Below are 15,855 nucleotides of genomic sequence, written 5' to 3' on the forward strand. Positions count from 1 at the left end.
GGACTCCAAGGTGGCTTGGGGCGCTACGGAAGGGCTGCGGGTCCGTCCGTAGCGCTGGTTACGCTGGCGGTGTGCGTTTTGGGGTGCTTGGCCCGCTCATGGGGTGGACGTCCGGCGGGACGCCGGTCCGGGTGCCCGAGCCCAAGGTCCGGACGCTGCTGGCGGTGCTGCTCGCCGGCCTGCTCGCCGAGCCGGGGCGGGCCGTCCCGGTGGACCGGCTGATCGACGCGCTGTGGGGCGACCGGCCGCCCCGCAACCCGGTGGGAACGCTCCAAGCCCGCGTCTCGCAGCTGCGGAAGGTCCTGGACGACGCGGAGCCCGGCGCGCGGGCGCTGGTCGCCGCCCGTCCGCCCGGGTACGCACTGGACCTGCCGCCGGACGCCGTGGACGCGGGCGGGTTCGCGGCGCTGCTCGCCCGCGCCGGGCGGGCCGCCGATCCGGTCGCGAAGGCGCACCTGCTGGGGTCCGCGCTGGCACTGTGGCGGGGCCCGGCGTTCGAGGGCTTCGCGGACGCCCCGTTCGCCGAGGCGCTCGCCGCCGGCCTGGAGGAACGCCGGCTGGCCGCGCTCGAAGAGCACGCCGAGGCGCGCCTCGACCTGGGCGAGCACGCCGCGGTCGCGGCCGACCTGACCCCGGCGGTGGCGGAGCACCCGCTCCGGGAGCGGCTGCGCGCCGCGCACCTGCGCGCCCTGTACCGCGCCGGACGGCGGGCCGAGGCGCTCGCCGGCTACCACGACCTGCGGGAACGCCTCGCCGCCGACCTCGGCGTCGACCCCGGCCCGGAACTGACCGCGCTGTACCAGTCGATGCTGGAGCAGGACCCGTCCGAGACCCGGCGCCCGCGGACGGCGCCGCGCCTGCCCGCCGCGCTCGGCGAGCTGATCGGCCGCGAGCGCGAGGTCGAGCGGGCCCGCGCGCTCCTGGCCGCGCACCGGCTGGTGACGCTGACCGGCACCGGCGGCGTCGGCAAGACGCGGCTGGCGGTGGAGACGGCGGCCCGGTCGGCGGCCGTCCACCCGGACGGCGTCTGGTTCGTCGAGCTGGCGGCGGGCCGTCCGGCGACGCCCGCCGAGGTCGCCCGGCGGATCGGGCACGTCCTCGGGCTGCGCGACGAGGCGGCCCCGGACCCCGGGTCCGGTGCCGCCGAACGGCTCGGCGAGGCGCTGCGCGCGCGGCGGACGCTGCTCGTCCTGGACAACTGCGAGCACGTGATCGAGCAGGTCGCGGACCTGGCCGGGCGGCTGCTCGCCGCCGCGCCCGGCCTGCGGATCCTCGCGACGTCGCGCGAACCGCTCGGCCTGCCGGACGAGCGGCTGCTGATCGTCCCGCCGCTGGACCTGCCCGCGCCCGACGCACACCTCGACGCGCTGCCGGAGTCGGGCGCGGTGCGGCTGTTCGCGGCGCGGGCGTCGGCGGCGGACCCCGGGTTCGCGCTGGACGCGGCGTCCGCGCCGTGGGTCGCGGCGATCTGCCGGCGGCTGGACGGCGTCCCGCTCGCGCTGGAACTGGCCGCGACGCGCGTCCGGGCGTTCGGGGTGCGGGAGCTGGCGGCGCGGCTCGACGACCGGTTCCGCGTGCTCGCGGACGGCCGGCGCGGCGGCCCGGAGCGGCAGCGGACGCTCCGCGCGGTGATCGACTGGAGCTGGGGGCTGCTCGGAGAGGACGAGCGGGCGGTGCTGCGGCGCCTCGCCGTCCACGCGGGCGGCTGCACCCTCGCGGCGGCGGAGGACGTGTGCGGCGCGGACGCCGGGGTCCTGGCGCGGCTCGTCGACCGTTCGCTCGTTGCGCGCGCGCGGGACGGCCGCTACCGGCTGCTGGAATCGGTCGCCGCGTACGGGCTGGAGCGGCTGCGCGAAGCCGGCGAGGAGGCCGAACTGCGGCGACGCCACGTCCGCTACTACACCGACCTGGCGCGGCGTGCGGACGAACAGCTGCGGGGCCCGGAGCAGAGCGAATGGCTGGAGCGGCTCGACCAGGAAAGCGCGAACCTGCGCGCCGCCCTCGACCACGGCGCCGGGCTGCCGCTGGTGAACGCGCTCGGCTGGTACTGGCACCTGCGCGGACGGTTCGGCGAGGCACAATGCGCCTTCAAAGAGGCACTGGAGGCGTCCACTGAGGCCGACCCGGGGCGTGTAGAGGCCGAGACGTGGCTGGCGGGTTTCACCATGCTGGCGGGCGAGACCACCGATTCCGAGCCTCTGCGTGTCGCCGCTCTTGAGCGCTACAAGGACCAGGACACGTTCGCCTATGCGCGCGCCGAGTGGTTCCTGAGCCACGTCCATTGGGCCTACGGCGATATCTCCGCCAACCAGGCCCGCGTGGAGCATGCGCTCGCCGTGTTCCGCGCGCGCGCCGATCCCTGGTACACGGCCGCCGCGCTGGCGACCCGCGCCAAGTTCGCGATCGTCCACGGCGGCCTGGCCGCCATGGAGCGTGACGGCGGCGAGAGCATGGACCTCTTCACCGCCCTGGGCGACGCGTGGGGACGGCTGGAGGCGACCGACGCGCTCAGCCGCCGCGCCGAGATCACCGGCGACTACGCGGCGGCCGCCGCCCACCACCGCGAGGGCCTGCGGCTCGCCGAGGAGCTCGGGATGTGGCCCGAGGTGTCGTTCCGCACGTCCGGGCTCGGCCGCGTCGCGCTGCTCACCGGTGCCCTTGAGGAGGCCCGCGACCTGCACGAACGGGCCCTGCGGATCGCCACCCGGCAGGCCGCGCGGTCGGCGGAGGAGTTCGCCGAGGCCGGGCTCGGGCTCGTCGCGCGCGCCCGCGGCGACCTCGACGCCGCCGAGCGGCACCTGCGCGCGCCGCTCGGCTGGCTGCGCGGCATCGGCGGCACCGCCGGGATCGCGTTCCTGCACGCCCAGCTCGGGTACGTCGCGGAACTGCGCGGCGACGCCGACGCCGCGCTCGCCCTCCAGTTGGACGGGTTGGCCTGCGCGCGCGCCATCGGTGACCCGCGCGCCGTCGCGCTCGCGCTCGAAGGGGTGGCGGGTGCGCGCGCGCTGGCGGGCGAGCACGTCGCGGCGGCGCGGCTGCTCGGCGAGGCGTCCGCGCTGCGCGAGTCCGCCGGCGCACCGCTCCCCGAGGCCGAAATGGGCGATATCAACCGAGCCGCCGGGACGATCATGGCGACGATCGGCGTTGCCCCGTTCAGGAGCGAATTCGAGCACGGCCGCGCGCGCGTGCGGACGGAGGGAGCACGATGAGCGAGGACCTCGGGTACGGCTGGCAGAGCGACCTGCTGGACCTGCCCGCCTACCTCAAGCGGATCGGTTACGACGGCGCCCCGCGGCCGGACGCCGCGACCCTGCGCGCGCTGCACCGGGCGCACGTCACGTCCATCCCGTTCGAGAACCTGGAGATCATGCTCGGCCGGCCGGTCGAGCTGGACCTCGCGGCGGTGCAGGGCAAGCTCGTCGACCGGCCGCGCGGCGGGTACTGCTTCGAGCACAACCGGCTGTTCGCGGCGGTGCTGGAGAAGATCGGCTTCGAGGTCACGGCGCTGACGGGCCGGGTGTCCATGGGAGCGGAGAAGCTGCTGCCGGGCACGCACGCGCTGCTGCTCGTCCGGACACCGGGGCAGCCCGCGGACGAGGCCGCGCTGCTGTGCGACGTCGGCTTCGGCGGCGGCCCGCTGGAGCCCCTCGCGTTCCCCGGCGACGGCGCGGACGTCGACCAGGACGGCTGGGGCCTGCGGCTCCGCCCCGGCCGGACCACCGCGGCGCTGCCGGCGGGCGCGCAGGTGTGGGAGATGCACCAGCGCGGCCCGGACGGCTGGTTCCGGCGGCACTCGTTCCCGCTGGTCGAGGCGTTCCGCGTCGACTTCGACGTGCTGAACCACTACGTGTCGACGAGCCCGCGGTCGCCGTTCACGCGGCGGCCGTTCGTCCAGCGGTTCTCCCCGGAGGCGCACCTCGTGCTGGACGGGACGGCGGTGACGGTGACGCGGCCGGCCGGCGAGACCGAGACGCGGGACGTGGCCCCGGCGCGGCTGCCGGAGGTGCTCGCCGAGGAGTTCGGGATCGTCCTGGAGGGCGGCGACCCGGCCCGGCTGGTCGCGCGGGTGGACGGGTCTAATCTAGACGTGTAGTGTCCAGGTTATGCGGATCGGGGAGGGGGTCGAGTGGGCGGCGCACTGCCTGCTCATGCTCGACTGGATGGGCGAGGACCGGCCCGTGCCGACGGCACGGCTCGCGGCCGGCTTCGAACTCCCCCCGCCCTACCTGAACAAGCAACTCCAGGCCCTGGTCAAGGCCGGTCTCGTGACCTCGACGGCGGGCGCGCGCGGCGGTTTCCGGCTCGCCCGCCCGCTGGAGAAGATCACCATGATGGACGTGGTGGCCGCGATCGAGGGCCCGGAGGAGGCGTTCCAGTGCACCGAGATCCGCAGCCGCGGCGTCGGGGCAGACAGCCCCGCCTCCGCGCTGCGGCGGCCCTGCGCGGTCAGCACCGCCATGCGGAAGGCGGAGCTCGCCTGGCGCAGGGCGCTGGCGGAGCAGACGCTCGCCGACGTCAGCGCGGCGGTGAAGCGCGGAGCGCCGGAGATCGAGGAGACCGTGCGGGCCTGGTACGCCCGCAACTGACCCCCTGAACACACTGACCACACTGACCACTTGAGCGGCGCCGGGCCGTCCCGGCACCGGCGGCCGCAAAATCTGGATATCCCCCATCTTAGAAAGGAAAATACCATGCAGGCACGGATGACCGGGCTTCCCGCCATCGCCCCCGACGCCTACAAGGCCCTGCTCGGCCTCGAGGGCGCGATCGCCAGGAGCGGCGTCCCGAAGAGCACCCTCGAACTGGTCCGGCTCCGCGCCAGCCAGATCAACGGCTGCGGCTTCTGCGCCGACATGCACGCCTACGACGCCAAGAAGGCGGGCGAGACCGACGAGCGCCTCTGGTCCGTCGCGACCTGGCGCGAGTCCCCGTACTTCACCGACGAGGAGCGCGCCGCGCTCGCCCTCACCGAGGCCGCCACCCGCATCGCCGACAACCCGGCGGGCGTCCCCGACGACGTCTGGGACGAGGCCGCCGACGTCTACGACGAGGAGAGCCTGCTCTCCCTCATCATGTGCATCGCCGCGATCAACGCGTGGAACCGGATCAACGTCACGACCCGCCAGATCGCCGGCGCGATGCGCGCCTGACGCCGCCTCCGGCCGGGACCTGCCGAGACCGGTCGGGTGACGGATGCCCGGCCGGTCCCCCGGCTCCTAGCGTCGGCGACGACGAGAGGAGACGGCATGAACGGGGAGAACGCGGTCACGAGCTGGATCGCGGAGGAGGCGCGGCCGGTCGCCGCGGCCTCGGCGGACGGGCCGCTCGGCGACCTCGAACCGCTGCGGGACGCGGCGCGCGGCGCGCGTGTGGTGGGCCTCGGCGCGGCGACGCGCGGCGCCCGCGAGCTGTTCGTGCTGCAGCACCGCGTCCTGCGGTTCCTGGTCGAGGAGCTGGGGTTCCGGACGCTCGCGCTGGAGGAGGACTGGACGAGCGGCCTGCGCCTCGACGCCTACGTCCGGACGGGCGAGGGCGACCCGCGCGCGCTTCTGTCCGACGCGTGGCTGCCCTGGCGGACCGAAGAGGTGCTCGACGCGCTGCTCTGGATCCGGCGGTTCAACGAGCACCACCCCGGCGACCCGGTCCGCGTGTTCGGGATGAACTTCACCACCATCCGGGCATCGGCGTACGACCTGGTCATCGAGCACGTCCGGCCGGCGGCACCCGGACGGCTCGACGAGATCCGGCGGCTGTACGCGCCGCTGCGGCCGGACGGCGACATCGACGAGCACGTGGGCCGGTTCCGCCGCGAGCCCGCCAAGCAGCCGCTCACCGACCGGGCCGAGCAGGCGTACGCGCTGGTCGAGGACCTCCCCGGCGATGGTCTCGCGGTGCACGCCGCGCGGGCCGTCGTGGACTTCCACCGCTTCCACGGCCTGCCGCCCGAGGAGATCATCCCGTTCAGCGAGCGGCGCATGGCGGCGAACCTGCTCTGGTGGCACGACCGGACGCGGTCCAAGGTCGCCTACTGGGGCGGCATCGCGCACGCGGCGAACGGCGAGCACGTGGCGAGCGGGCCGTCCGCGCGCACGAACACGGGCGGGCTGCTGCGCAAGGAACTCGGCGACGGCTACCTGGCGGTCGGCCTGACGTTCGACCACGGCGCCGTGCACGGCGGCGTCCGCGTCCCGCCGCCGCCCGCCGCGTTCGGCGACGCCGTCCTCGGGCAGGCGGGCCCGCCGCACTACCTGCTCGACCTGCGCGGACCGCACCCGGCGCCGGTCGCCGCCTGGCTGGACGCCCCCGCGCCGATCCGGGTGATCGGCCCCGGCTACCGTCCCGAGGACGACGCGGACCACCGGATGCCCGGCTCGACCCCCGGCGCCCTCCTCGACCTGGTGATCCACTCCCAGCGGGTGACCCCGGCCCGCCCCCTCAGGTGAGGTCGAGGCGCGGGAGCTCGCCCCGGGACGCGACGCCGAGCTTCGGGTAGGCCTTGTAGAGGTGGTAGCCGACGGTGCGGGGGCTGAGGAACAGCTGCGCGCCGATCTCCCGGTTGCTGAGGCCGGCCGCGGCGAGCCGGACGACCTGGAGCTCCTGCGGGGTGAGGCGGGCGGCGAGGTCGTCGGGCCCGGTGCCGGCATCGGTGGCGAGGCTCTCGCCCGCGGCGCGCAGCTCGGCGCGGGCGCGCTCCGCCCACGGCGCCGCGCCGAGCCGCTTGAACGCCTCCAGCGCCGAATGGAGCTGGGCGCGGGCGTCGTTGCGCCGCCGCGCGCGCCGCAGCCACTCGCCGTAGAGCAGCTCGGTCCGGGCCCGCTCGAACGGGGTGCCGCCCTGGCGGTGCAGCTCGACGGCCTGCGCGAACGCCGCGTCCGCTCCGTCCGCTGCGTCGTCCGGGGCGTCCGGGACGCCCGCGGCGAGGAGGGCGGTGCAGCGCAGCGCGATCGCCTCCGCCCACGGCCGCCCGATCTGCCGGGCCCAGCCGGCGTACCAGTCCGCGGCGTCCCGCCCGAGGTCCGGGCGGCCCGCGCGGACGGCGGCCTCGACGAGGTCGGGCAGGCTCGCGATGGAGCCCTGCCGATTCGGCCCGGCGACGACGTCCGACAGCCGCGACAGCGCGGCCTCGTGGCGGCCGAGACCGAGGTCGAGGAGGCCGCGCGCCGCCGCCGCGTGGACGCTGCTCGGCGGGACGCCGCGGGCCAGCGCCTCCTCGGTCAGCTCGGCGCAGGCGTCCTCGTCGCCCTCGATCGCGGCGAGCAGCGCGAGGACCGTCGCGAGGTACACGCGGATGCGGTGCTGCCCGGTGTCGGCGGCGATCCGCAGGCCCTCCGCCGCGGCGGTGCGCGCCTCGCGATGATGGCCGAGCATGAGCTGCGCGCGGGACCGGATCATCAGCACGGACGCCAGCAGCCCGATCGCGCCCTGCGCCCGGTACCGCCGCTCCAGCTCGGCGGCCGTCTCCGCGGCGCCCTCGAAGTCGCCGATCAGGATGTGCCACAGGCCGGCGCGGACGCGGTCGCGCGGGCCGTAGCACAGCCGCATCGCGTCCATCAGCTCGCGCAGCGCGGCGACGCCCGCGGTGAGGTCGCCGGGCGCGGCGAGCGGGTTCTGCCCGGCGAACACCCGGGACAGCGCGCGCAGGTGCGCCGCGTTCGGCAGGCCCAGCTCGGTCACGCGCGCGGCGATGGCGTCCACGGACGCGAAGTCCCCGGCGTTCGCGGCGGCGCCCGCGGCCTGGAAGAACAGGTAGCCGGACGTGTCCGGATCGAGGTCGGCGACGGACGCGGCGGTGTCGGCGAACATCCGGTACGCCTCCTTCGTCCGGTCCTGCTCGTCGGCGAGGGACGCGCGGATCAGCGTGAGGTCGGCGCGGGCGATCGGGTCGGGAAGGTCGGGTTCGGCGCGGGCGGCGAGCTCGGCGGCGCGGTCCGGCATCCCCGCGAACGCGTACGCGCGCGCGGCGGCGGCCAGCCTGCGCCCGCGCGCGCTCGGGTCGGGGCTCAGTCCGGCGGCGGACTCGTACATCGCGGCGGCGGACGCGTTGCCGCCGGTCTCCCGCTCGCTGTCGGCCGTCGACTCCAGTACGGCAGCGACCGACTCGTCCGGGCCGGTCGCCGACCGGGCCAGGTGCCAGGCGTGATGGCAGTGGTCGCCGCGCTCCCGGTACGTCTCCGCGAGGGCGCGGTGCGCGGCGATCCGCAGGTTCAGCGGCGCGTCGCCGTACGCGGCGGTGCGGACGAGCGGGTGCCGCACCTCCAGCCGGCCGTCCGCGGTGGAGCGCAGCAGGCCTCGGCGCTCGGCGGGCTCCAGGTCGTCGACGGATGCGCCGAGCCGCCCCGCCGCCCCCATGATCGCGGGAATCCCGCCCGCGTCGTCCGCCGCGACGAGCAGCAGCAGCGTCCGGGACGGCTCCGGCAGCGCGGCGATCTTCTCGGCGAACGACCGGCGGATCCGCTCGTACGCCGACGACGCGTCGTGCGCCTGCGTCCGCAGCCCCGGCAGTTCGAGGAGGGCGAGCGGGTTCCCCATCGCCGCCGCGAGGACCTCGTGGTGGACGTGGCGCGGCAGCTCGGCGGCGTGCCGGGCGAGCAGCTCGGTGGCGGCGGCCCTGTCGAGGCCGCGCAGCCGCACCTCGGGCAGGCCGGGCGCGGGGAACTCCGGCGCGTCCAGGTCGCGTGCCGCGAACAGCAGCGCGACGGGCTCGGCTTCCAGCCGCCGCGCGGCGAACAGCAGCGCCTCGACGGACGGGCCGTCGAGCCACTGCGCGTCGTCGACCACGCAGAGCAGCGGCTTCTCCTCGGCGAGGTCGGCCAGGAGGGTCAGGACGGCCAGCCCGACAAGGAACCGGTCCCCGCCATCGGTGTCCTGGCGGGCGCCCATATTGAGGGCGTTGCGCAGTGCGCGCGCCTGCGCGTCGGGCAGCGAATCGATGCGGTCCAGATGCCCGCTCAGAAGCATGTGGAGACCGGCATACGGCATCCCGCTCTCGTACTCGACCCCCGTACCGCGCACCACCCGCATGTCGGACGCTTCCGCAGCGGCGTAGCCGAGAAGCGCGGTCTTGCCTATGCCGGCCTCACCCCGCAGTACAAGCGTCTGACCGCGCCCCTCGCGGACCTGGCCGAGAAGCCGGTCGACCATGGCCAGTTCCTCGTCACGCCCGTACAACATGGCTTCACCCTAGGCGTTTATTCACGGCGCCCCAGAGTAGAGGAACCACATGACCGAGAAACGGGACGAGGACAAGCCGCTCGCCGACCGCCGCGCCGAGGCGGGCGCCCCCCAGGAGACCGACGACGACTTCGCCGAGGAGCACGCCCCCAGCAAGACCGACCCCCCGAACGCCGAAGCCGAGGCCCCCGGCGGCGAGGACGAGGGCTACCGCCCCCACACCCAGGCCTAGCGGATCACTCGTTGTCGTCGTCGTGGTCGGAGCCGACCGTGACGCCGACGACGTCGGGCAGCTCGGCCAGGGTCGCGGACAGGTCGGGGACCGAGCCCGGCCCCTCCAGCACCAGCGTCACCACCGCGTTGTACGGGCCGCGCCGCCCGGACGCCTCGTCCCGGTCGCGGCGCTCGTCGCGGCCCCGGTCGGAGTCGTCCGGCAGGTACTCGCGCTCCACGTCGGCCGCCAGGACCGCGAACCCGCGCTGCGTGCACTCCACCAGCACCCTCCGCAGCGCGCCCCGCCCGTCCCGGTAGACGAGCCGCAGCCGGGCCCGGCCCGCCGGCCGGAACCGCTCGATCGGCAGCAGCCGCGACAGCGCGCTGAGCCCGTACACCACCAGGAAGTGCGCGCCGGTCACCGCGACCGCCAGCAGCCACAGGCCGCCGCCCGCCGCCATCCCGACCGCCGCCGTCACCCACACCACCGCCGCGGTCGTCAGCCCGCGCACCGCGTCCCGCCGGACGAAGATCAGCCCGCCGCCGATGAAGCCGATGCCCGACACGATCTGCGCCGCCACCCGCGACGGGTCGAACGACACGTGCCCCGGCGCGTGCTGGAACCCGTACTTGCTGACCAGCATGAACAGCGCCGCGCCCACGCCGACCAGGGTGTGCGTGCGCAGGCCCGCGCTCTTGTTGCGCAGCCCCCGCTCCAGGCCGATGCAGGCCGACAGCACCAGGGCGAGCAGCAGCTCCCCGATCTGCACGACCCCTTGACCCGGCGACAGCTCCAACACTGTATTTCGCAATCCCGGCCCAGGGGGCTCGCCTGGCGGCTCGCCCCCTGACCGTGCTTAGGCGAGCGCGGCATCGCTCCGCGATCTGGCCGGTGAGGCTCGCCTTCGGCATCGCCTCACCGGCCAGTTAACGCGCTCGCGCGGTGTTCAGCCCGGTACCGTCCTGTCCGCGCACCGGGCGGTTTCGCTACCCGCGCGGTGGTTCGCTCATTCCGGGTGCGGGGGGCGCTGGTCCGGCGGTGTCCCGCCGCCCTTGCCGCCGCCCTTGTCACCCTTGTCGGTGCCGTGCGCGTGGCCCTTCGCCCGCGTCGACTTCGGGTCGGTGGCCTCCGGCGCCGGCTCCTCGGTCACGGCGGTCCGCCCGGACCGCCTCATCTCGGGCTGCTGCGGGTTCGGCATGATCCCCTCCTATGCGCTGGACGGCTCGGGGCGCAGCGGGTCGTGGCCCACCGTCATCAGCTCGTGCCGCCAGCGCTCGTTGCTCGCGCCGTCCGGCGGCGGGGCGTCCAGATGGTCCTCGACGTAGTCCACGACCTGGCGCATCACGTCGGCGTCGCCGTCGGTGAGGTCCACCTTCCGCTTGCGCAGCAGGTCCACCACGCGGACGCCGAGCTCGGAGACGCCGGTTTCCGGCTCCGCCGGGAACGCCTCCTCGCCCGAGGCGTCCGTGAGCAGCCAGGTGCGCAGCTCGTCGGACGTCATGTTGACGAGCCGGTGGAAGTCCTCCCAGGCCAGCTCCGCCTCGGCCGGTATGCGATCGTTCATGGCGTTCGCCCTACCCGGTGTCGGCCGTCCCATTCGTCGGCCGGAGTCCCCGCGGCGCGCCCGTTAGGCCGTCCCGCTGCGGGGAACACGCCGGGAATGGACCACTCCCGAGCCCCCGTCCTGGAAGCCCTGGCCGCCTACCACCGGGAGGGCCAGGTCCCGTTCACCCCGCCCGGCCACAAGCAGGGCCGCGGCGCCGACCCGCGCGCCCGCGAGGTGCTCGGCGACGCCGTCTACCGGTCGGACCTGCTCGCGATCTCCGGGCTGGACGACCGGATGTCCAGCAACGAGGTCCTGGAGCACGCGCAGGCGCTGATGGCGGACGCGGTGCACGCCGACCACACGTTCTTCTCCACCTGCGGAAGCTCGCTCTCGGTGAAGAGCGCGATGCTCTCGGTCGCCGGCCCCGGCGAGAAGCTGCTGGTCGGACGGGACGCGCACAAGTCCGTGGTGTCCGGGCTGATCCTGTCGGGCGTCCGGCCGATCTGGGTGGAGCCGCAGTGGGACGCCGAGCGCCACCTCGCCCACCCGCCGTCCGCCGGAACCTTCGCCGCCCGGTTCGACGAGCACCCCGACGCGAAGGGCGCCCTCGTCACCAGCCCCACCCCGTACGGGACGTGCGCGCACCTCTCCGCGATCGCCGAGGAGTGCCACAAGCGCGGCAAGCCGCTGATCGTGGACGAGGCGTGGGGCGCGCACCTGCCGTTCCACCCCGACCTGCCGACCTGGGCGATGGACTCCGGCGCCGACGTGTGCGTGACCAGCGTCCACAAGATGGGCGCGGGCCTCGAGCAGGGCTCGGTCTTCCACCTCCAGGGCCCGCTGGTGGACCCGGACGTCCTCAAGGCCCGCGAGGACCTGCTCGGCACGACCAGCCCGTCCGTCCTGCTGTACGCGGGCCTGGACGGGTGGCGCCGGCAGATGGTCGAGCACGGCCGCGAGCTGCTCGGCGGCGCGCTCGACCTCGCCGCGCGGGCCCGCTCGGAGCTGTCCGGCATGGGGTTCGACGTGCAGGGACGCGACGAGTTCACCGGCCCCGGCCTCGCCCGCGACCTGGACCCGCTGCCGATCGTCATCGACCTCGCCGGGCTCGGCACGAGCGGCTACCGCGCCGCCGACTGGCTGCGCGAGCACCACCGGATCAACATGCACCTCGCCGACCACCGCCGGATCAGCGCGCAGCTGACCTTCGCCGACGACGAGGACACCGTCGGGCATCTCCTCACCGCGTTCCGCGACCTCCGCGCGAACCTGGGCTCGCTCACCGGCGTCCCGGAGGTGAAGGTGCCGTCGCCGGCGGAGCTGCGCCTCGAACTGGTCGTGCTGCCCCGCGACGCGTTCTTCGGCCCGGCCGAGCAGGTGCCGGCCGACGAGGCCGTCGGCCGCGTCTCCGCCGAGATGATCACCCCGTACCCGCCGGGCATCCCGGCCGTCCTGCCGGGCGAGCGGATCACCGCCCCGGTCATGGACTACCTGCGGACGGGCGTCGACGCCGGAATGGTCATCCCCGACGCCGCCGACTCCTCGGTGAAGAGCGTCCGCGTGTTCATTGAACGCTGATGTAGTCCTCCAGCCGCCCGACCGCGAAACCGCGCTTCTCGATCTGCTTCAGCAGATCGGCGAACATCCGCGTCATCGTCTCGCCCTTGAGCTGCTCCGGGCCGCGGAAATGCGCGAGCAGGATGTCGCCGGGATGCAGTTCCTTCTTCGGGTCGTCGTACTGGAAGTCGTGGATCTGCATCGACGCCCGCCACATCACGATGCCGCTGATGCCGCATTCCCGGGCGGCCTCCTGCGTCAGCGAGTTCCACCGCCCGAACGGCGGCCTGAGCAGCGTCGGCGCCGTCCCGTACTGCTCGGTGAGGGCGTCGCGGTCGCCGCAGATCTCCTGCTTCTGCCCTTCCAGGTCGAGCGCCGGCAGCACCGGATGGGTGACGGTGTGGTCCTGGATCCGGTTGCCGAGCGCCTGCAGCGGCGTGAAGTACCCGTAGTCGTCCTGGACGTCGTCCTTGGTGAGGAACATCGTGACGGGCACCTTGAGGTCGTTCATCATCTCGACGAACCTCAGGTCCTTCTCCTGCCCGTCGTCGAGCGTCACGAAGACGACGCGGTCCTTGGTGGGGACGCTTTCGAAGACCTTCGCGGGGCCCTTCTTCGGCAGTTTCAGCGGCTTGTCGGCGGGCGGCGCGGGCGCCGGGACCATCGGTTTCAGGCCCCATTTCCGCCAGACCGCCGCCGCGTCCGGCTTCTGCTGGACGGCGGGCGCCGCCGGGGCGGGCGGCGCGGCCGCCTTCGGCTTCTCCGCCGCGGATCGCTGGCAGGCCGCGAGCGCCAGCGCGAGGACGGCGGCCCCCGCGACGACGCGGACGGACCGCCCCCAAAAGTCCCCCATGCCGCAGAACTTACCGCTTGCCCCATGAGTCCATTCAGTGGCCCCCCGCACCACCGCCACCCCGTGCCCCGGCCGCTTCAGGCCAAAAGTCGATCATGGAACCGGCGGGCCCGTACGGTGATGCCGGTGTCGGACCCGCAACTCACCCGGCCGGACCCGCCCGGGCCCGTCGCCTGGCCGCCGCACGACCCGCGGCCGCCCGGACGGGCGGCGCCGGTCCGGGCCGGACGACGGATCGCGCAGGCGTTCGGTGCCGTCCTCGGCGTCCAGGCGCTGGCGGCGTTCGCGATCCTGCTCATCCTGAACAGCTACCGGCGCTCCGCCGCGGGCTGGCTGCTGCCGCTCATCGCCGTCGCCGACGCCGCCGCCACCCTGCAGATCTGCTGGCTGGCGATCCGCGACATCCGGCTCCTCGGCGGCCGGACGGCCGGGCCGCGCCGCCTGCTCACCGCGCTCGTCCTGCTGCTGGCCGCCGGGCTCGCGGGCGGCGGCTACGCCCTCCACAAGCACGCGACCGCGCCCGTGCGCGGCGTCCTCGGCGCCCCCGTCCAGGACGGCGACCTGACGTTCACCGCGTACGGCCCGCGCTGCGGCGTCAAGATCAAGGGCATCGCCGCCGAGGGCACCCTGTGCCGCGTCCGGCTGACGGCCGCCAACACCGGCTCCGCGGCCCTCCGCCTGGACGCGGCGGCGCAGCGCCTGCACGGCGGCGACGGCGGGCACCCGGGTTCGGTGCTCCTCCGCCCGTCGCGCTCGAAGAGGTACGCGCGGTCGGCGTCGCGGGCGCTGCCCGCCGGCTCGTCCTTCACCGGCTACCTGCTCTTCGACGTCCCGCCCGGCTTCGCACCCCGCGCGCTGGAACTCCACGCCACCGGTGACAGCCGGGGCGTCCGTATCGAGGTCGGGGGCGCCTGACGGGTCAGCCGGCGCGCAGCGGGCCGGCGGGGAGGCCGAAGCGGGCGGGGACGCCCGGCGAGTACAGGACGCTCACCGGGTCACCCGCCGGCGCGGGCAGCCCGGCGGCGGTCACCAGGTCCTCGTCGCAGGTCAGCAGTTCGGCGCGGTGCAGCGGCCAGCGCGGATGGGTGTTCCGCAGGAACAGCGTCCGGCCGAAGGACGCGTTGTGCAGGCCCCACCGGGCCGTCAGGAAATGCTCCAGTTCCGTCGGCTCGCCGATCCGCTCCCCGATGCGCAGGGCCATTCTGTTGCCCGCGCCGCGCGGCCCGGGCCAGCGCCTCGAACCGGTGTAGAGGACGATGTCGCCGACGCGCCGGAACGACATCCGCGACCACAGGTAAGGCAGCCCGAAACCGATCCTCCCCATGAGGACCGGAATGAGGCGCGAGGCGTCCATGGAGCGGAAGACGACGCCGCGCCGGCCGTCGCCGTCCACCGAATACAGGCGGACGTTCGTCTCGAGGAAACCGCCGAGATACGGAACGCTCGGCAGCCCGAGCCATCCGACGCGGTGCATCCGGAAGGCGATCAGGCCCACGTGGGCGGCGCCGCCGAAGGTGTCCGGGCGGGTGCCCGCCGGAAGCAGTTCCGCCACGTCGGCGGGGTCGGCGGCCCAGTGCACCAGCGCCACGTCCAGCCAGGACTGGGTGAGCAGCGGACGGTCGATCGAGCCCGGCGGGTCGGGCGTGACCGCTTCGGGCGTGACCGCTTCGGCGGCCGCGGGACGGGACGGCACCGCGCCAGGATAGGCGACGCCCCTTCACCAGGGACGCGCTAACAGCCGGGACGCGGGACCAGCCGGAACGCGACGAAGGCCGGGACCTGGTTCAGCAGTTCGTGGTCGTCGGGGTGGCTTTCCGCCATCTCCGGCACGGGCCGGGGTTCGAGGAACTCGTCGATGAGGAACCCGGCCCGGCGGAACTCCGCGCAGATGTCCGTCAGCGGCATCCGCCACGCGCGGATCGGCCAGTCGCGCTCCTCGCTGAGCGATTCCTCGACCGGTTCGACGTCGAAATAGGAGCCGCCGAGACGCAGCCATTTCGACATCGGATGCTCGGTCGACAGCACCAGCGCCCCGCCCGGCGCGAGAACGCGCCGCAACTCCTCCAGGACCGCGACGCGGTCGTCCAGGTAATGGATCGCGAGCGCGAACACGACCAGGTCGACCGACCCGTCCGGCACCCAGCCGAGCGGCTCGGCGAGGTCGTGGACGCGCAGGTCCGCGCGGCCCCCGGTGCGCTCGCGGGCCAGCGCCACGAACGTGGGGCTCGCGTCGCAGCCCAGCACGCGCGCCCCGCGTTCCTGCAGCTCGGCGGCGTAGAGGCCGGGGCCGCACGCGGCGTCGAACACGGTCCGGCCGCGCACGTCCCCGGCGAGGCCCAGCACGGCCGGACGGTCGTAGAGCGCGTTGTAGGGGCTCACCGCGGCGTGCGCGGCGTACTCGTGGGCGAAGCGCTCGTACATGCGTCCGATCGTGCCAGGCAAGGCCGGCGGGCGGGACCCGGCGTCAGGTCTCCGCGGCGCCCGCGGCCGGCGCGCCCTCCTCCCCCGCGCCCG

15 protein-coding genes are annotated in these 15,855 nt (G+C 74.9%); 8 read left to right on the top strand and 7 right to left on the bottom strand.

Annotated elements, in window-relative coordinates; genetic code table 11:
* Positions 1 to 71: 71 nt before the first annotated feature.
* The 5 genes from F9B16_RS08395 to F9B16_RS08415 all read left to right on the top strand — a co-directional run bounded on the left by F9B16_RS08395 (position 72) and on the right by F9B16_RS08415 (position 6,443).
* Positions 72 to 3,209: an AfsR/SARP family transcriptional regulator gene (locus F9B16_RS08395; protein WP_151539414.1), complete on the top strand. Its 3,138-nt coding sequence runs from the start codon at positions 72 to 74 to the stop codon at positions 3,207 to 3,209.
* Complete coding sequence (locus F9B16_RS08400; RefSeq protein ID WP_151539415.1) at positions 3,206 to 4,093, top strand: arylamine N-acetyltransferase family protein; 888 nt, start codon at positions 3,206 to 3,208, stop codon at positions 4,091 to 4,093. Before F9B16_RS08395 ends, F9B16_RS08400 begins: the two co-directional genes overlap by 4 nt.
* Positions 4,094 to 4,103: 10 nt before the next feature.
* Positions 4,104 to 4,586, top strand: a complete 483-nt coding sequence (locus tag F9B16_RS08405) for an RrF2 family transcriptional regulator (protein WP_151539416.1) — start codon at positions 4,104 to 4,106, stop codon at positions 4,584 to 4,586.
* Between the two features lie 105 nt (positions 4,587 to 4,691).
* Positions 4,692 to 5,150: a carboxymuconolactone decarboxylase family protein gene (locus F9B16_RS08410; protein ID WP_151539417.1), complete on the top strand. Its 459-nt coding sequence runs from the start codon at positions 4,692 to 4,694 to the stop codon at positions 5,148 to 5,150.
* A 96-nt stretch (positions 5,151 to 5,246) separates the two neighbouring features.
* Positions 5,247 to 6,443, top strand: a complete 1,197-nt coding sequence (locus F9B16_RS08415) for an erythromycin esterase family protein (RefSeq protein ID WP_151539418.1) — start codon at positions 5,247 to 5,249, stop codon at positions 6,441 to 6,443.
* On the opposite strand, the gene F9B16_RS08420 is transcribed toward F9B16_RS08415, so the two are convergent.
* Positions 6,436 to 9,171 (bottom strand): ATP-binding protein, encoded by a 2,736-nt coding sequence (locus F9B16_RS08420; protein WP_151539419.1) that lies wholly within the window; start codon positions 9,169 to 9,171, stop codon positions 6,436 to 6,438. The genes F9B16_RS08415 and F9B16_RS08420 overlap by 8 nt on opposite strands.
* 49 nt (positions 9,172 to 9,220) lie before the next feature.
* Here F9B16_RS08420 and F9B16_RS08425 point away from each other — a divergent pair, with 49 nt between their 5' ends.
* Entirely contained in the window at positions 9,221 to 9,403 is a 183-nt protein-coding gene (locus tag F9B16_RS08425) for a hypothetical protein (RefSeq protein WP_151539420.1), read from the top strand.
* Positions 9,404 to 9,407: 4 nt separating this feature from the next.
* Here F9B16_RS08425 and F9B16_RS08430 read toward each other — a convergent pair whose 3' ends face one another.
* From F9B16_RS08430 to F9B16_RS08440, 3 genes are all read right to left on the bottom strand, one after another.
* Positions 9,408 to 10,154 carry an MgtC/SapB family protein gene (locus F9B16_RS08430; RefSeq protein ID WP_318839222.1) on the bottom strand — a complete coding sequence of 249 codons (747 nt, stop codon included), beginning with the start codon at positions 10,152 to 10,154 and terminating at the stop codon, positions 9,408 to 9,410.
* A gap of 237 nt (positions 10,155 to 10,391) precedes the next feature.
* A complete protein-coding gene (locus F9B16_RS08435) occupies positions 10,392 to 10,583 on the bottom strand; it encodes a hypothetical protein (protein WP_151539422.1) in 192 nt (63 codons plus the stop codon).
* Positions 10,584 to 10,592: 9 nt separating this feature from the next.
* The gene (locus F9B16_RS08440) at positions 10,593 to 10,949 is read right to left on the bottom strand and encodes a DUF3140 domain-containing protein (RefSeq protein ID WP_151539423.1); all 357 of its coding nucleotides are present in this window, start codon (positions 10,947 to 10,949) and stop codon (positions 10,593 to 10,595) included.
* A 96-nt stretch (positions 10,950 to 11,045) separates the two neighbouring features.
* On the opposite strand from F9B16_RS08440, the gene F9B16_RS08445 reads away from it, so the two are divergent.
* On the top strand, positions 11,046 to 12,509 hold the full coding sequence (locus F9B16_RS08445; RefSeq protein WP_151539424.1) for an aminotransferase class I/II-fold pyridoxal phosphate-dependent enzyme: 1,464 nt from the start codon (positions 11,046 to 11,048) through the stop codon (positions 12,507 to 12,509).
* Here F9B16_RS08445 and F9B16_RS08450 read toward each other — a convergent pair.
* Entirely contained in the window at positions 12,496 to 13,341 is an 846-nt protein-coding gene (locus tag F9B16_RS08450) for a polysaccharide deacetylase family protein (RefSeq protein ID WP_151539425.1), read from the bottom strand. The genes F9B16_RS08445 and F9B16_RS08450 overlap by 14 nt on opposite strands.
* Before the next feature lie 126 nt (positions 13,342 to 13,467).
* Between F9B16_RS08450 and F9B16_RS08455 the strand changes: the two genes are divergently transcribed.
* Positions 13,468 to 14,256, top strand: a complete 789-nt coding sequence (locus F9B16_RS08455) for a DUF4352 domain-containing protein (protein ID WP_151539426.1) — start codon at positions 13,468 to 13,470, stop codon at positions 14,254 to 14,256.
* A 4-nt stretch (positions 14,257 to 14,260) separates the two neighbouring features.
* Here F9B16_RS08455 and F9B16_RS08460 read toward each other — a convergent pair whose 3' ends face one another.
* Both F9B16_RS08460 and F9B16_RS08465 read right to left on the bottom strand, forming a co-directional pair.
* On the bottom strand, positions 14,261 to 15,034 hold the full coding sequence (locus F9B16_RS08460) for a YqjF family protein (RefSeq protein WP_151539427.1): 774 nt from the start codon (positions 15,032 to 15,034) through the stop codon (positions 14,261 to 14,263).
* A gap of 38 nt (positions 15,035 to 15,072) precedes the next feature.
* Positions 15,073 to 15,762, bottom strand: a complete 690-nt coding sequence (locus F9B16_RS08465) for a class I SAM-dependent methyltransferase (RefSeq protein WP_151539428.1) — start codon at positions 15,760 to 15,762, stop codon at positions 15,073 to 15,075.
* Between the last annotated feature and the right edge of the window lie 93 nt (positions 15,763 to 15,855).

Origin of the sequence: Actinomadura montaniterrae (assembly GCF_008923365.1) — a bacterium.
GTDB lineage: Bacteria > Actinomycetota > Actinomycetes > Streptosporangiales > Streptosporangiaceae > Spirillospora > Spirillospora montaniterrae.

What these genes read in the sequence shown, in the direction of transcription:
- F9B16_RS08445 (WP_151539424.1), top strand. Translation starts at nt 11,046, where the DNA reads ATGGACCACTCCCGAGCCCCCGTCCTGGAAGCCCTGGCCGCCTACCAC.
- F9B16_RS08410 (WP_151539417.1), top strand. Translation starts at nt 4,692, where the DNA reads ATGCAGGCACGGATGACCGGGCTTCCCGCCATCGCCCCCGACGCCTAC.
- F9B16_RS08450 (WP_151539425.1), bottom strand. Translation starts at nt 13,341, where the DNA reads ATGGGGGACTTTTGGGGGCGGTCCGTCCGCGTCGTCGCGGGGGCCGCC.
- F9B16_RS08440 (WP_151539423.1), bottom strand. Translation starts at nt 10,949, where the DNA reads ATGAACGATCGCATACCGGCCGAGGCGGAGCTGGCCTGGGAGGACTTC.
- F9B16_RS08405 (WP_151539416.1), top strand. Translation starts at nt 4,104, where the DNA reads ATGCGGATCGGGGAGGGGGTCGAGTGGGCGGCGCACTGCCTGCTCATG.
- F9B16_RS08425 (WP_151539420.1), top strand. Translation starts at nt 9,221, where the DNA reads ATGACCGAGAAACGGGACGAGGACAAGCCGCTCGCCGACCGCCGCGCC.
- F9B16_RS08400 (WP_151539415.1), top strand. Translation starts at nt 3,206, where the DNA reads ATGAGCGAGGACCTCGGGTACGGCTGGCAGAGCGACCTGCTGGACCTG.
- F9B16_RS08465 (WP_151539428.1), bottom strand. Translation starts at nt 15,762, where the DNA reads ATGTACGAGCGCTTCGCCCACGAGTACGCCGCGCACGCCGCGGTGAGC.
- F9B16_RS08415 (WP_151539418.1), top strand. Translation starts at nt 5,247, where the DNA reads ATGAACGGGGAGAACGCGGTCACGAGCTGGATCGCGGAGGAGGCGCGG.
- F9B16_RS08420 (WP_151539419.1), bottom strand. Translation starts at nt 9,171, where the DNA reads ATGTTGTACGGGCGTGACGAGGAACTGGCCATGGTCGACCGGCTTCTC.
- F9B16_RS08435 (WP_151539422.1), bottom strand. Translation starts at nt 10,583, where the DNA reads ATGCCGAACCCGCAGCAGCCCGAGATGAGGCGGTCCGGGCGGACCGCC.